The sequence below is a fragment of the Streptomyces sp. NPDC001514 genome, assembly GCF_053597075.1.
The window spans coordinates 345,059-357,934 of the sequence record NZ_JBSFHO010000004.1 but is presented as its reverse complement, the minus strand read 5'-3'; the positions used below and the strand labels follow the sequence as shown (position 1 = coordinate 357,934).

Here is a 12,876-nt window from a genome sequence, read left to right as displayed (position 1 = left end):
CACTGCCTCCAGCACTGCAAGCCGTTCGACGAACACACCGCCTTTCCCACCGAACTCGCCGCTGCGGCTTGACGCGTTGGCATCGTGAGGTGTCTGCGGACCACGAACCCGATCGAGTCCTTCTCCACCGTCAAGCTCCGCACCAAGGTCACCCGCGGCGCCGGCAGCCCGGCCGCAGCCCTCGCGATGGTGTTCAAGCTCGTCGAGTCCGCCCAGGCCCGCTGGCGTGCGGTGACCGGCGCCCACCTCGTCGCCCTGGCCCGCACGGGCGCCAAGTTCGAAAACGGCGTCCTGGTCGAGCGCGCAGAGGCGGCCGCTGCCTGATCATGCGTCACCCGAAGAAATTTCTTGATAATTGCTCGTCAGCCGGAGCTCTGCGCCGCATGGGACATGTGCCCACTACTCGGTCACGACATTGAAGGCCGGGTAAATCCTGGGCTGGAACTCTGGCATTCCGGCCTCTTGCGCAAACGGCATCAGGATCTCCGCGAACCGCTGCCACGCCTCCTCGGACTCCCAGACATCCACCACGAACCAGCCGTTCTCGCCAGGCCCGGCGACGTGCGCGATGACTCCGGATACCGGCCAGTCCGAGCGTCCCTTGACCAGTCCGCGCCCACCGGTCACCTTGTTGGCGACCTGCTCATACTGGTCCTGAGTGGCTCCGGTCATGTTGAGCTCCACGATGATCGCCATAGCGGCTCCGTCCGTTGTCGGCACCTTGCTGTCCACAGTTGACCGGGAAGGTGCGCTCCGCACGGGAAGGTGGTCCCTATGGGTGACGGACGCGAGCGCGCGCGAAGCGGTTGTCGGCGCGGACGCTCTCGACGACTGGACGGTCCGGTTCGTCGCCCAGCTCGCGGCCCCGAGGGCCCAGCGCTTCCAGATGTCGCTCGGCGGTGGCGACACGGCGGCGGACGTGCTGCTGGACGTGGAGGCCGGCTCGTGGGCGGCGCTGTACCGAGAAGGGAGCCGCTGGCTCGTACGGCAAGGCGGCCCGGGGCGTGTGTGGGACGAGGTCGAGGACTACGTTGCTCGCTGGCGCCGGGACGGCGCACCTGGCCTTGATCGGTTCTTGATCACAGCCACCCCGGATCATCAGAGCATCAGTTGGGCAACCTGACATGTCCAATCAGCCGATCTCGCCGTCCCGTACGGCACCAGTGAAGCTGTTCCAGACCTGCGCGGGGAACGCGAGCAGTTGCCCCAGGGGATGCTTACTGTCCCGAACGGCGGTTCCTCCGGGCACGCGTGCAGCCTCCACGCATTCCGTCCCGCTGCCACCGCTGTACGAGGACTTGAACCACTCGATGTCGTCGCGATCCATTACAGCTCCCTGCAGGCCTGATCGAGGAGCGCGACCGACGACGGGATGTCCAACGCCTGCGCGCGCAAGTATTCGAACGCCAACTTATAGCGCTCGAGCTCCTCGGGCTTCTCCATGAAGAGGCCTCCGCCGATGATGTCCACGTACACCACGTCGAGTTCCGGGGCAGGCCCGCCGAGGACAACGAAGCTGCCGACGGCCGCGGCGTGTGCGCCACTTGCGAACGGCAGTATCTGGACGGTGATGTGGGGCACCTCGGTCAGGGAGACCAGGTGTTCCAACTGCTCACGCATGGCTGTACGCCCACCGACCAGGCGGCGAATCACGGCCTCGTCGATCACAGCCCAGATATGCGGGGGATCCTCTCTCGTCAGAAGTTCCTGTCGCTTCATGCGGATGTCGACCATGTGCGCGATCTCTTGCTCACTGCACCGCATCTCAGAAGCGCGATGGACTGCCTCGGCGTAAGCGCGGGTCTGGAGCAGCCCCGGGACGTACATGCAGGCGTAGTGATCCTCCCGTACGACCTCGTCTTCCAGCGTGAGCATGAGGTTCATCGACTCGGGGATCGGGTCGGCGAGGGATCGCCACCAGCCCTGAATCTTGGCGCCTTTGGCCAGCTCAACGAGAGTCTGTCGCTCCTGGTCCGTGGCTTCGTACTCGCGGCAAAGTGCATCGATAGCAGGCCACTTAACGGTTCCCTCCTTCTTCTCGTACCGACTCAGGGTCGCCTTTGAGATCCCGACGAGTGCACCTGCCTCTTCAAGCGTGAGGCCTTTGCGCTCTCGTAGACGACGCAGATCTGCACCCAGCTGGCGCCTGCGGGTGGTCGGTCCAACTGTCATGGTCAAGGCCCTCCGTGTCGATCTCCCTGAGCGTGCATGCCTCAGTGCTGCCCAGACAAGTCGGCGTACGCCAGGGGCGCACTGCCCTCCCCGTGCTACCTCAGGGCCCCTTTGAGAGTTCCATTTTGGAAGTTTCAGTGTCACGCTGAAGAAGCAAGAGGCTACACAACGCAACGCTCGAGGTTCCCCGGAGGATTGACAGAAATGAGCGAGTGTCGCTGTGAGGTACCGCGCAAGGCTTGGGAGCTCCCCTTCCTGGCTGAGGCTCGGGAGGTCGCCGGGCTGCGGCGCATCATGCGCTTGCATCTTGGCGCGTGGGGACTGCACGAGTTGGTGGAAGCAGCCCAACTCTGCGTCAGCGAGCTGGTGTCAAACGTCATCACTCACGTTGGCTCGGGCACACCGACGACACTCGCCGTCGCGATGCGCGGCACACGGCTGCGCATCGAGGTTCACGATCCGGACACTCGCACCTTGCCGACTCTCCTCGCTCCAGAACGGGATGCGGAGAAGGGACGAGGTATCGCCTTGGTGGATGGCATTGCTGACACATGGGGCGTCATTCTGCGAATGGACACCAAAGTCACCTGGTGCGAGCTGGCGACAGGTCTTACGTCACCCGAGGGTCACGTAGGTGGCCCTCGCGTCTCAAGGGCGGAGGCTGTGCTTGGTCTCTATGGCCTAGCCGAGTTGCAGAAGTCCGAAGGGCGGAGCCGGCTGAGCCTCGCCAGTGCGGAAGAGGCGGCGATCGATGTGATGGCCGACCTCCTCCACTGGCTTCGGGCGCACGGCTGCAATCCGGACGAAGCCGTGGACCGGGCTCAGATGCACTTCGAGGCGGAGATTGAGGAAACAACTAGTGCTACCCGAGGCGGGGTTGTTTGGTAAAAGACTTGGCAGCTCAGGCATATGAGGGTCGGATGACTTTGCCTCGCAACGGCGACTCTTCAGGGCTTGTGCGTCCGTCTAACTCGCGGCGATTGCTGAGTAGGTCCACACATCCGCCGGGATCTCGCGCTGAAGCTTCCACGTGATCCCCATCGGCTTGCTGGCCTTGTGCTCGACGTAGTCTGCCGGGCCCAACAGCATCCAGGGCTGAGGCCCGCCGATGTCCGTCTTCTTGTACCGACGGACGAAGAGGAGGACGTGGGTGCCCTGTTCCTTGTGGGTCTGGTAGCGGACACCCGTTGGGGATGTGTCTGACGTCTGGTTCTGCGACTCCCAGTGGAACAGAGAGTCGCTCATGGCGTAGTCCCGGTAGCGCGTCTGAGGGGAGAAGTCCTTCTCGTCCTTCTCCAAGGTGATCAGGAGCGCATCGGTCTGGATGTTCTCGCACCACTTCACGCCCTCGCGGAAGTGGCCGGGCATGAAGCCGCCGATGAAGGACTGGCCCAGGGCGGGGAGGATCTCCTCGCGGCTGTACGAGGCGTGGACCGTGAGGGGAAGGCCGGCAAGGTCGCCGAGGAGGGGGACCGGGACGTGGTCGGCACGGTCGAGGACGTGGGCCAGGACCTGGCGGAGTTCGCTGCGGAAGGCGTGGTGCGGGCGGAGTGAGTCCAGCGCCTCCTGGTACGTAGCGAAGCCGCCAAGAGGCCAGAGCGAGAAGTAGAGCATGCGCGCGTACGCCTGCTCGCGCTCGCTGAGGTCGTCGTACGCTGGGGCGGCGTCCTCGAGGAGCTTCGTGTACGCAGCGACGCGCTGTGGGTCGTCGACATGTAGGAACGCGGAGACGCGCTTGAGAAGTGCCTCTTCGCCTTCCGGGGCCGGAGAGGGCAGGAGCTTGGCGCGGCGCAGGAGACCCGTCCAGGAGTTGCCGTTGCCTCGGTAGATCTCCTTGAGTTCGCGGCCGCTCTCCTTCAGGTACTCCGAGAGCCGAGGCTCACCGTACTGGCTGACCTCTCGGGCAAGCTGCGTCACGTTGACGCTGATCTGGCTGCGGATGTTGTCGATGATCAGTTCCTTGGCCTTGGACTCAAGGACGATCTGACAGCCGGAGGGAAGCTGGGGGAAGTCGTGCTCGATGTTGGCCAGCAGTCGGTTGCGCGTCAGATTGGTCAGGGCTCGGAACTGCTCCTCGAAGCGGAACTCCTTACGGTGCTGGCCGATGAAGTCCAGGACGGTGAGCACTGGCTTGCCCTCGGTGCGTCGGAGCCCGCGTCCCAGCTGCTGAAGGAAGACAGTGGCGCTTGACGTCGGGCGCAGCAGGAGGAGGGTGTCGACGTCCGGGATGTCCAGACCCTCGTTGAAGAGGTCGACCGAGAAGATGACCTGCAGCTCACCTGACCTCAGGGCGTCGAGTGCTGCCTTGCGTTCATCACGAGGTGTATCGCCGGACAGTGCGATGGCGTTCAGGCCGGCACGACGGAAGAAGTCCGCCATGAATTGGGCATGTCGGACGGACACGCAGAAGCCGAGGGCCCGCATGGAACCAGGGTCAGTGACCTTGTCCATGACGGCCTGAACGACGAGGCGGGCGCGGGCGTCGTTGCCAGTGAAGAGGTTGCTGAGCGCCGAGGCATCGTACGAGCCCCGCTTCCAGGTGATGGCGCTCATATCGGTGTTGTCGGTCACACCGAAGTAGTGGAAGGGGCTCAACAGGTCGTTCTCAAGGGCCTCCCAGAGCCTCATCTCCGCCGCGATGCGGCCGTCGAAGAACTCGTCTTGGACGTTGCGGCCATCCATCCGTTCCGGCGTGGCCGTCAAGCCGAGCAGCTCGTGGGGTGTGAAGTGATCGATGATTCTTCGATAGGTGGGTGACACCCCATGGTGGAACTCATCGATGACGACGACATCGAAGTGGTCAGGCGCAAAGCGCTCCAGAGAGCGGGCATTGAGGGACTGGACGCTGGCGAAGACGTGCTTCCAATCCTCGGGAACGATGCTGCTGTGCAGCTCCTCACCGAAGTTGGCGTCGACCAGCACGTCTTGGTACGTGCGCAGCGACTGCCGGAGGATCTCCTGACGGTGGGCGAGGAACAGCAGGCGCAGATCCCGGCCGTACTTCTGCCTCAGGTGCTTGTAGTCAAGAGCGGCCATAACTGTCTTGCCAGTGCCTGTCGCGGCGACCAGCAGGTTTCGGTGACGGTCGTGGACTCCGCGCTCCACCTCAAGCCGTTCCAGCATGTCGCGCTGGTGGGGGTACGGGCGTACCTCCAGCCCGGAAAGGGTGATGTGACGACCGTCGGTGCTGCTGGTTCCCCGGCCTGCCTGCTGCAGCGCTTCATCGAGGCGTGTGGCGTCACGTTGGGGGTCGTACAGCTCGAAGGCCGACTCGCTCCAGTACGAGTCGAAGGTCGCTTCAAACTTGCGCAGCACATCGGGAGTGGCGATGGACGAGAGGCGGACGTTCCACTCAAGGCCGTCGAGAAGCGCAGCTTTCGACAGGTTGGAGCTGCCCACGTACGCCGTGTCGTACCCGCTGTTACGACGGAAGAGCCAGGCCTTGGCGTGGAGGCGAGTGGACCGCAGCTCGTAGTTGACCTTCACCTCGGCGTTGAACTTCTGGACCAGCCTGTCCAGGGCTCGTCGCTCTGTGGCGCCGATGTAGGTGGTGGTGATGACGCGAATCGGTACGCCGCGAGCGTGAGCGGCTTCAAGGGATTGCTCAATGACCCGAAGGCCGTGCCACTTCACGAAGGCGCAGAGCAAGTCCACGCGGTCAGCGGTCGCAAGCTCTGCACGCAGTTCAAAGCCGAGGCTTGGGTCCTCTGGGGAGTTCGTGATGAGCGCAGTCTCGGACAGGGGTGTTGCGGGACGGATCGCGTACACGCCCTTGGCTTCTTGCTCGGCGATGGCGAGCAATTGCCGGGGGCCGTCAGCGACCAGGTCCACCCACTCGCGAGCGCCTTCGATGGTGTTCATCGACTCGAGAATGTGATTGGCCGCGTGAACGCGCTCCGCTGCTGGCAGCCTCTCTAGTACGCGCCTCATCGTTTCGGCAACGTGCCGCGCGATGACGTGGGGTGCTGACTCGGGTCCCACGGCGTCGTCGATGGCGTGCCAACCCTCAGCGTCGAGGGACCTCAGCTGGTTTTCGAGGCGTAGAGTGATCAGTTGCTCGTATAGCCCGGCAACAGGCTGATTGCCATCGATGAAGCCCTTCACTGCTTCCCTCCCCATTCAGATCCGCCTAGTGATATCAGGCGTCACTGACAGTCCGATCGCGATCTTCCCCACCGGCGCTTACAGGCTCTCCGGTGCCTTGAGTCTCATGGCAACCTGCGACGCCACCCGCTTGGCGATCGCCGTCGGTTCCTCGTGCTCCCAGAAACGCAGAACCGTCCAACCGGCGGCGATGAGATGCTCGGTTGTCTCCGCATCTCGCGCCACGTTGCGGTCGAGCTTGGTTCGCCACCACTCGGCGTTCGCCTTGGGCTGCGTGGCGTGCTGCGGGCAGCCGTGCCAGAAGCAACCGTCCAGGAATACCGCGACCTTGGCGCGCGTGAAGGCGATATCGATCGTCCGGCGGGGCATGCCGGGCACTCGGACATGCAGCCGATATCGATGGCCAGATGCGTGCAGCAACCTCCGTACGGCCACTTCTGCGGTCGTGTCACGGCTGGCCTGGCGACTCATGCGCTGGGAGACGCCGGGAGAGGAAGGTCGTGCTGCACTGCTCATTGTTCGTTGGCGGCCTGTCGATAGGGGCGAGTGATGATCGGCGTTCTGGGAATGGGTCAGCCCCGCCCCACCCCATGACACTCCCGGTAGGGCTGCCCCGACCCGCACCAGCACCCCGCCCCCCTCGCCGGAGGCCACGGCACCGCCCGCCCCCTCGCCGCCAGGGTCGTCGCGTACTGCGGCAGCAGGTTCGGGTCGGCCGGGGAGGCGGCCTCGGAGGCGGCGAAGGCCTCGTAGGACGGGACCGTGCCGGTGACGATGCCGAGGTTGCCCGTGCCCGTGGCGGAGAGGTCGCGGAGGGCGGACTCGATCGACGTGAGGTGGGCGTCGTGGGTCGGGTACTCCGCCGCCAGGGAGGGGTACGCGGCGAGGAGTTCGGCGAGCTCGGGGGTCGGCCAGTGGAGGATCGCGACCGGGAAGGGGCGGGAGAGGGCCGCGCGGTAGGTGCCCAGCTCGGAGCGGAGACGGTCGATTTCGGCGCGGAGTTCGATGGGGTCCGATGAGCCGAGGGACCAGAGGCGCTTGGGGTCGTGTAGCTCGTCCAGGGGCACGGCCGCGTTGTGGAGGCGGTCCGCCAGGACGTCCCAGTCGTCGTGGGGGAGGGCCAGAAGGCGGCGGACGCGGTGGCGGCCGGTGAGGAGGGACTGCGAGGGGTACGGGATCTCGTCTTCCGGGTCGACGAGGCGGGTGACGGCCGTCGTGAAGGCGTCGTGGGCCGCGTCGAGCTCGTCATGGGCCTCGAGGGTCTCGGCGACGATCTCCCACGGGGCCGCTTCGTCCGGGGCGGCCGCGCGGATGCCGTCGATGATCGCGCGGGCCTCGGCCTCGTGGCCGTACTCCCACAGGTTCGCCGCCTGCAACGCCTTGATCAGCTGGGGATTCTCCGGGCCGGCGGCGAGGAGGCGGTCGTAAAGGCCGGTCGCGCGGGCACGGTCGCCCGACAGCTCCAGATGGGCCGCGGCCTGGAGCAGCAGCGGTTCACGGTCCTCCGGGTACTGCTCCGCGGTGCGCAGCAGGCGCTCGGCTTCGGTGGTGTGGTCAGCAGGCGTGTCGGGGCGCATGCAGCACACCGTACTGCTGTACGGGGCCGCGCAGGGGCCTGGTTAGTTGGAGGGGCTGCCCTTATCGTGCGGGCCGTGCGGGAGCTGATGCCGGAGCGGATACCTGTGGTCGTTCAGCGGGGGCGGACCCGGGGATGGGTGGCGCTCGCCCGCGGGCTGTGGGCCGCCGCCGAGATCGCCGTGACCTTCGGCGTAGTCGTACTGCTCCTCGTCGTACACCAGCTGTGGTGGACCAACCGGCAGGCCAGGGAAGGCGCCGAACGCCAGGTCCAGGTCCTGGAGCGGGAATGGGAGGGGGAGCAGGCCGCTCCCGGGGCCTCCGACGCTCCCGACGCCTCCGAGGGTGGGGCGGAGGCCGACGAGCAGGGAGGGGACGGAGGAGGGACGGGGCGCCAGGCCCCGGGCGCCCGGCGGTCCGCACCACGCTGGGACCAGGCGTACGCCGTCCTCCGCATCCCGCGGCTCGGGGTCGTCGCGCCCGTCGCGCAGGGGATCGGGAAACGGGGCGTACTGGACAAGGGGTACGTCGGGCACTATCCGCGGACCGCCCAGCCCGGGCAGGCCGGCAACTTCGCGGTCGCCGGGCATCGCAATACGCACGGCGAGCCGTTCCGGTACATCAACCGGCTGCGGAGCGGGGACAAGGTCGAGATCGAGACGCGGGGCGCCGTTTTCACTTATCTGGTGGACAAGAGGCTGCCGCAGACGTCCGCGCGTGACGGCGGGGTGATCGCGGCCGTGCCGAGGAGTGTGGTGAAGCCGGGGTACGGGTACAGCGAGCCCGGCTATTTCATGACCCTGACGACCTGCACGCCCGAGTACACGTCCAAGTACCGGCTCGTGGTGTGGGGGAAGCTCGCCTCGATGCGGCCCCGTTAGGCGGTCAGTCGTGGATCGTCCGGTCGTCGGACCGGCGTGCCGGACCGCACATCTCAGCCCATGCCGGTGATTCGTCACGCGCTTCGCGCCTACCCCCAGGGGCGGGTTGTTGTCATGATCCGTGCATGAGTGACAGCAAGGCGCCCGTCTACGAGGCGCGGTACGGGTTCGACCGTCGGACCGTCGCGGTCCTTGCCGTTTCCGCCCTGTTCTGTGCGGCGGCGCTGATACCGGGGGCCGACTTCTCCTGGAGGTTGCAGATCGCGACCCTGGTCCTGTTCGGCGGCGGGGGTTTGCTCATGACCGCCGGGGCGCTGACCCGGAAAGTGGCGTTCCGCGTCGACGAGTCGGGCGTGCTACTCGGCGGAAGCCCCCTCCGCTACCGGGCCACCACCGTCCATGTGCCCTGGGAGGACATCACGGCCGTGGTCCTCTGGCAGCAGCGCGTGCCCCATGCGACCATCCCGTGGATCGGCGTGGCTCGCCCCGAGGGCGCGCCGCCGCTGCCGGGGCCCGGGCAGGGGCGGTTCGCTCGCGCCGTGGGCGGGGCGCTCGCGCCCGTACCGGTCGATCTGCTCATGGCGTCCAGGGCCGTGAACGGCTGGCGGCTCGACAAGGGGAGGCTCGCCGCCGCCGTCGCGCACTTCGCGCCGGGCACGGCGATCGTCGACCGCCACTAGCGGGGGGCACGTGGAACGGCGCGTCCCGGTCGGAACGCCAGTACCGCCACCGCGCCCAGCAGTGACAGTCCCGCCGAGACGGTCAGCGCCGCGTTCGTGCCCGCCGACGCCACCGCGATCGTGAGGGCCACGCCCGCGGAGGAACCGATGTAGCGGGCCGTGTTGTTGGCGCCCGAGCCCATCGCCGCGCGCTCCGGCGGTACGGACTCGACGGAGAGGCGGGGCAGGGCGGCGTTCAGCAGTCCGCTGCCGACGCCCGCGACGGCGAGGCCCGGCAGCAGACGTCCCCAGCCACCCGCTGGGGACACCGCGCCGAGCATCGCGAGCACGCCTGCCGCCGACAGGACGAAGCCCAGGGCCAGTTGGTGGCGGGCGGTGACCCGGCCCGGCAGCCGCTTCGCCTGCAGGGCGACCAGGAACGCCGTACCCGACCAGAGCAGGAACAACCACGCGGCGCCGAGCGGAGAGATCCTCGTCGCCTGCTGCAGCATCGTGGGCAGATAGCTGAACAGGCCGATCACGGCAAGGCCCGTGAACAGCGCGCCCGACGAGGCGGAGAGGAAGAGCGGCCGGCGGAACAGCCCCAGGTCGATCATGGGGTCCGTACTCCGGCGCTCGACCAGCACGAACACCGCCAGCAGGACCACGGAAGCGGCCGCCAGCAGGCCGACGGGCGCGCGCAGCCAGCCGTCGCGGCCCAGGGTGAGGGCCGTGAGCAGCGCGGTCAGCGCCAGTCCGAGGGTCAGCGCGCCCGGCAGATCGGGCCGTCCGGCGTGCGGGGCGCGGGACTCGGCGAGAGTACGGAAGGCGAGCGCGCCGGTCGCGAGGGCGGCGAGCGCGAGTACGCCGTACACGAGCCGCCAGTCGACCGTGCCGAGCGCGCCCGCGAGCAGCGGGCCGGCGGCGATCCCGGCACTGACGAACGCGCCCCACACGCCGGTCGCCCTGATCCGTGCGGTTCCCGCGGGGAAGACGTGGACGAGGAGGCCGAGGCTGCTCGCGAGGATCGCCGCGCTCGCCGCGCCCTGGGCGATACGGGCGACGGTGAAGGTCAGGGTCGAGTCGGCGAACGCGCCGATGCCGGTCGTGACGGCGAGCGCGAGCGTGCCCGCGAGGAACACGCGGCGTCGGCCGTAGTCGTCGGCGAGGGCGCCCGCGACGAGGAGGAGGGCGGCGAGGCCGAGCGGGGTGCCGTTGAGCAGCCAGGCCTGGGCGGAGGGCGGGGTTCCGAACGCGGCCGCCATGTCGGGGAGCGTCAGCATCGGCGCGGTGTAGTTCATCAGCGCGACGGCGGTCGCGGCGCTGGTGACGGCGAGGGTCGCGCCGGGGGCGGTGCCGGTGCCGGGGGCGGATCTGGTGCTGGTGCCGGGGGCGGATCCGGTGCCGGTGCCGGTGCCGGTGCCGGTGCTGGAGGCCGTGTCGGGGTGGGTGTCCTGGGCCTGTGCCATGGGGTTCCCAAAGTCGATTCGGATCGTCACGGAAAGCAAGGTTCGGTGAATGAACCCTCTTCCTCTTCGTGACCCTAGCACAGTGGGTTCGGTCATTGAACTGCCGGCGAGTACGCTGGTGCCATGGCTCTGGGTAAGGACTACGCGGCACAGCAGTGCTCCATCGCCCGCGCGCTGGAGGTCATCGGTGAACGGTGGACGCTGCTCATCGTGCGCGACGCTTTCTACGGCGTGCGCCGATACAACGACTTCCTGGTGCACCTCGGCGCCCCGCGCGCCGTGCTGGCCGGGCGGCTGGTGGCGCTCACCCGTGCGGGGGTGCTGGAGAAGCGCCGGTACCAGGAGTCCCCGCCGCGCGACGAGTACGTACTCACCGAGCGCGGCCTGGAGCTCTGGCCCGTCCTGCGCTCGCTCGGTCGGTGGGGGCGCGACCTCCCCGGCGGCCGACGGGTGCGTCTCTTCCGGCATGCCGCGTGCGGTACGGAGCTGGGCGCGTACGGCGAGTGCCCGGCCTGCGGCGTCGGCGTGCCGCCCGCGGACGTCGAGATGCACCCGGGGCCGGCCCTGGACCCGGACCCCGCGGATCCGGTCAGCCGCGCGCTGCTGCGGCCGCGGCGGTTGCTGGAACCCCTCGAAACGGAACGTGTATGAGAGTCCGGTGCGGGGTTCGATGAGGGTTGTCCACAGGGAACCCGGGGGCGATGTCGCTCGTGTATAACGATGAAGGAGCGAATGAAAGTTCGCATCGCCCGACGGGGAGAGCGAAGGGGGCACGCATGAACGGGAGTTCGTGGCGGATGCTGCGGCCGCTCGCGGTGCTGCTCTTCATCCTCGTCGAGGTGTTCCTTGCCGAAGGGATCGGCTTCTCCACCGCCGTTGCCCTCGCCGCCACCGCCGCGGTCGGTGCGGCGCTCGTCGCCTGCGCGCTGGTCCTCTCGCGGTCGGTGCCGCGAGTGCAGCCCACGCGAATACGGACCGCGATACGCGACCGTGAGCAGCGCACGGCTTTCCTGCCGCAGCGTGACCCCGACGCCTCGGGCCGCATCAGGCCCCGAGCTCCCGGCTGCCCCTCCACGACGGCCGCGTAGGGGCACACCCGAGTCCACCCGCACGCACCCGAGACCACCTGCACCCGAGCACCCACACTCGAGGTCATTTGTTCACGGGCGCACCCGCTCACCCCTTCGCGATGCCGTCATGCCGACATGTCTGTTTGTTTCCGGCACGACGAGCCCCGGAGGGCCTCCATGTCCGCGTCCACGTCCGCGTCCGCATCCATCACATCCATCACGTCCTTCTTCGCTGCTCTGGTCGACCAGCTCGCCGACCTTGTGCAGCCGGTGTTCCACGGCTCCGCGACGGCCGTGGCGGTCGTCCTGTTCACCGTCCTGGTGCGGGCCACCATTCATCCGCTCTCGCGGGCGGCCGCGCGCGGGCAGAGGGCACGGGCGCGACTCGCGCCGCAGATCGGCGAGTTGCGCAAGAAGCACGGCAAGAACCCGGAGCGGCTGCAGAAGGCGGTCCTGGAGTTGCACGCGAGGGAGAACGTGTCGCCGCTGTCCGGGCTTCTGCCCGGCCTGATGCAGGCGCCGGCGTTCTTCCTGCTGTACCACCTGTTCGCGGGCGGCAGCGTCAGCGGTGATCTCTTCGCCGCGCCGCTCGGGGGCCGGTGGGCGGATGCGCTCGCGGACGGCGGGGTGTTCGGGGCGGCAGGGCTCGTGTACGTGTCGCTGTTCGCGATCGTCGGTGCGGTGGCCACGTTCACGTATGTGCGGACGAGGCGGCAGCTCGCGGTCATGGGCCGGCAGGACCAGCCGCAGTTGCCGGGCGCGGGGGTGATGACGAAGGTGCTGCCGCTGCTCTCCTTCGGCACGCTCGTCACCGTGGCAGTCATGCCGTTGGCGGTGGCGCTGTACGTGGTCACCAGCACTACCTGGGGCGCGGTGGAGAGGGTGTTCCTGTACCCGGCTACCGCCGGGTAACGGTCCAGTGTGTGAACGGGGTCTTGCGGGGTGG

The 12,876-nt window shown here is 67.9% G+C and carries 14 protein-coding genes and 1 pseudogene; 8 read left to right on the top strand and 7 right to left on the bottom strand.

The window, feature by feature from the left end:
- Positions 1-93: 93 nt before the first annotated feature.
- A pseudogene (locus tag ACWCXB_RS07710) lies at positions 94-324 on the top strand (IS256 family transposase); the annotation flags it as partial.
- Positions 325-399: 75 nt separating this feature from the next.
- On the opposite strand, the gene ACWCXB_RS07705 reads toward ACWCXB_RS07710, so the two are convergent.
- Positions 400-696: a hypothetical protein gene (locus tag ACWCXB_RS07705; RefSeq protein WP_443329573.1), complete on the bottom strand. Its 297-nt coding sequence runs from the start codon at positions 694-696 to the stop codon at positions 400-402.
- A gap of 82 nt (positions 697-778) precedes the next feature.
- Between ACWCXB_RS07705 and ACWCXB_RS07700 the strand changes: the two genes are divergently transcribed.
- Positions 779-1,123 carry a hypothetical protein gene (locus ACWCXB_RS07700; RefSeq protein ID WP_450720056.1) on the top strand — a complete coding sequence of 115 codons (345 nt, stop codon included), beginning with the start codon at positions 779-781 and terminating at the stop codon, positions 1,121-1,123.
- Between the two features lie 9 nt (positions 1,124-1,132).
- Here ACWCXB_RS07700 and ACWCXB_RS07695 read toward each other — a convergent pair whose 3' ends face one another.
- Both ACWCXB_RS07695 and ACWCXB_RS07690 read right to left on the bottom strand, forming a co-directional pair.
- Positions 1,133-1,327 (bottom strand): DUF397 domain-containing protein, encoded by a 195-nt coding sequence (locus ACWCXB_RS07695; RefSeq protein ID WP_450720054.1) that lies wholly within the window; start codon positions 1,325-1,327, stop codon positions 1,133-1,135.
- Positions 1,327-2,172 carry a helix-turn-helix domain-containing protein gene (locus tag ACWCXB_RS07690; protein ID WP_450720052.1) on the bottom strand — a complete coding sequence of 282 codons (846 nt, stop codon included), beginning with the start codon at positions 2,170-2,172 and terminating at the stop codon, positions 1,327-1,329. The genes ACWCXB_RS07695 and ACWCXB_RS07690 overlap by 1 nt, the downstream gene beginning before the upstream one ends.
- Positions 2,173-2,376: 204 nt before the next feature.
- Here ACWCXB_RS07690 and ACWCXB_RS07685 point away from each other — a divergent pair, with 204 nt between their 5' ends.
- Positions 2,377-3,060, top strand: a complete 684-nt coding sequence (locus ACWCXB_RS07685) for an ATP-binding protein (protein WP_450720050.1) — start codon at positions 2,377-2,379, stop codon at positions 3,058-3,060.
- Positions 3,061-3,138: 78 nt separating this feature from the next.
- Here the strand turns inward: ACWCXB_RS07685 and ACWCXB_RS07680 are convergent, their stop codons facing one another.
- From ACWCXB_RS07680 to ACWCXB_RS07670, 3 genes are all read right to left on the bottom strand, one after another.
- Entirely contained in the window at positions 3,139-6,102 is a 2,964-nt protein-coding gene (locus tag ACWCXB_RS07680; RefSeq protein WP_450720115.1) for a DUF3427 domain-containing protein, read from the bottom strand.
- A gap of 252 nt (positions 6,103-6,354) precedes the next feature.
- Positions 6,355-6,792 (bottom strand): very short patch repair endonuclease, encoded by a 438-nt coding sequence (locus ACWCXB_RS07675; protein ID WP_450720048.1) that lies wholly within the window; start codon positions 6,790-6,792, stop codon positions 6,355-6,357.
- Positions 6,793-6,848: 56 nt separating this feature from the next.
- Positions 6,849-7,853, bottom strand: coding sequence for an SEC-C metal-binding domain-containing protein (locus tag ACWCXB_RS07670; protein WP_450720046.1), 1,005 nt, complete (start codon positions 7,851-7,853; stop codon positions 6,849-6,851).
- Positions 7,854-7,940: 87 nt separating this feature from the next.
- On the opposite strand from ACWCXB_RS07670, the gene ACWCXB_RS07665 reads away from it, so the two are divergent.
- Complete coding sequence (locus tag ACWCXB_RS07665) at positions 7,941-8,732, top strand: class E sortase (protein WP_450720113.1); 792 nt, start codon at positions 7,941-7,943, stop codon at positions 8,730-8,732.
- Between the two features lie 125 nt (positions 8,733-8,857).
- Positions 8,858-9,412: a hypothetical protein gene (locus ACWCXB_RS07660; protein WP_450720044.1), complete on the top strand. Its 555-nt coding sequence runs from the start codon at positions 8,858-8,860 to the stop codon at positions 9,410-9,412.
- Here the strand turns inward: ACWCXB_RS07660 and ACWCXB_RS07655 are convergent.
- Complete coding sequence (locus ACWCXB_RS07655) at positions 9,409-10,890, bottom strand: MFS transporter (protein ID WP_450720042.1); 1,482 nt, start codon at positions 10,888-10,890, stop codon at positions 9,409-9,411. The two genes, ACWCXB_RS07660 and ACWCXB_RS07655, sit on opposite strands and share 4 nt — an antisense overlap.
- 93 nt (positions 10,891-10,983) lie before the next feature.
- Here ACWCXB_RS07655 and ACWCXB_RS07650 point away from each other — a divergent pair, with 93 nt between their 5' ends.
- The 3 genes from ACWCXB_RS07650 (at position 10,984) to ACWCXB_RS07640 (ending at position 12,842) form a co-directional block, all read left to right on the top strand.
- Positions 10,984-11,511, top strand: a complete 528-nt coding sequence (locus ACWCXB_RS07650) for a winged helix-turn-helix transcriptional regulator (RefSeq protein WP_450720040.1) — start codon at positions 10,984-10,986, stop codon at positions 11,509-11,511.
- A gap of 125 nt (positions 11,512-11,636) precedes the next feature.
- On the top strand, positions 11,637-11,948 hold the full coding sequence (locus ACWCXB_RS07645) for a DUF6412 domain-containing protein (protein WP_450720038.1): 312 nt from the start codon (positions 11,637-11,639) through the stop codon (positions 11,946-11,948).
- 189 nt (positions 11,949-12,137) lie between these two features.
- On the top strand, positions 12,138-12,842 hold the full coding sequence (locus ACWCXB_RS07640; protein ID WP_450720111.1) for a YidC/Oxa1 family membrane protein insertase: 705 nt from the start codon (positions 12,138-12,140) through the stop codon (positions 12,840-12,842).
- Positions 12,843-12,876: the final 34 nt, after the last annotated feature.

What these genes read in the sequence shown, in the direction of transcription:
- ACWCXB_RS07675 (WP_450720048.1), bottom strand. Translation starts at nt 6,792, where the DNA reads ATGAGCAGTGCAGCACGACCTTCCTCTCCCGGCGTCTCCCAGCGCATG.
- ACWCXB_RS07670 (WP_450720046.1), bottom strand. Translation starts at nt 7,853, where the DNA reads ATGCGCCCCGACACGCCTGCTGACCACACCACCGAAGCCGAGCGCCTG.
- ACWCXB_RS07665 (WP_450720113.1), top strand. Translation starts at nt 7,941, where the DNA reads ATGCCGGAGCGGATACCTGTGGTCGTTCAGCGGGGGCGGACCCGGGGA.
- ACWCXB_RS07645 (WP_450720038.1), top strand. Translation starts at nt 11,637, where the DNA reads ATGAACGGGAGTTCGTGGCGGATGCTGCGGCCGCTCGCGGTGCTGCTC.
- ACWCXB_RS07680 (WP_450720115.1), bottom strand. Translation starts at nt 6,102, where the DNA reads ATGAGGCGCGTACTAGAGAGGCTGCCAGCAGCGGAGCGCGTTCACGCG.
- ACWCXB_RS07705 (WP_443329573.1), bottom strand. Translation starts at nt 696, where the DNA reads ATGGCGATCATCGTGGAGCTCAACATGACCGGAGCCACTCAGGACCAG.
- ACWCXB_RS07650 (WP_450720040.1), top strand. Translation starts at nt 10,984, where the DNA reads ATGGCTCTGGGTAAGGACTACGCGGCACAGCAGTGCTCCATCGCCCGC.
- ACWCXB_RS07695 (WP_450720054.1), bottom strand. Translation starts at nt 1,327, where the DNA reads ATGGATCGCGACGACATCGAGTGGTTCAAGTCCTCGTACAGCGGTGGC.
- ACWCXB_RS07685 (WP_450720050.1), top strand. Translation starts at nt 2,377, where the DNA reads ATGAGCGAGTGTCGCTGTGAGGTACCGCGCAAGGCTTGGGAGCTCCCC.
- ACWCXB_RS07660 (WP_450720044.1), top strand. Translation starts at nt 8,858, where the DNA reads ATGAGTGACAGCAAGGCGCCCGTCTACGAGGCGCGGTACGGGTTCGAC.
- ACWCXB_RS07690 (WP_450720052.1), bottom strand. Translation starts at nt 2,172, where the DNA reads ATGACAGTTGGACCGACCACCCGCAGGCGCCAGCTGGGTGCAGATCTG.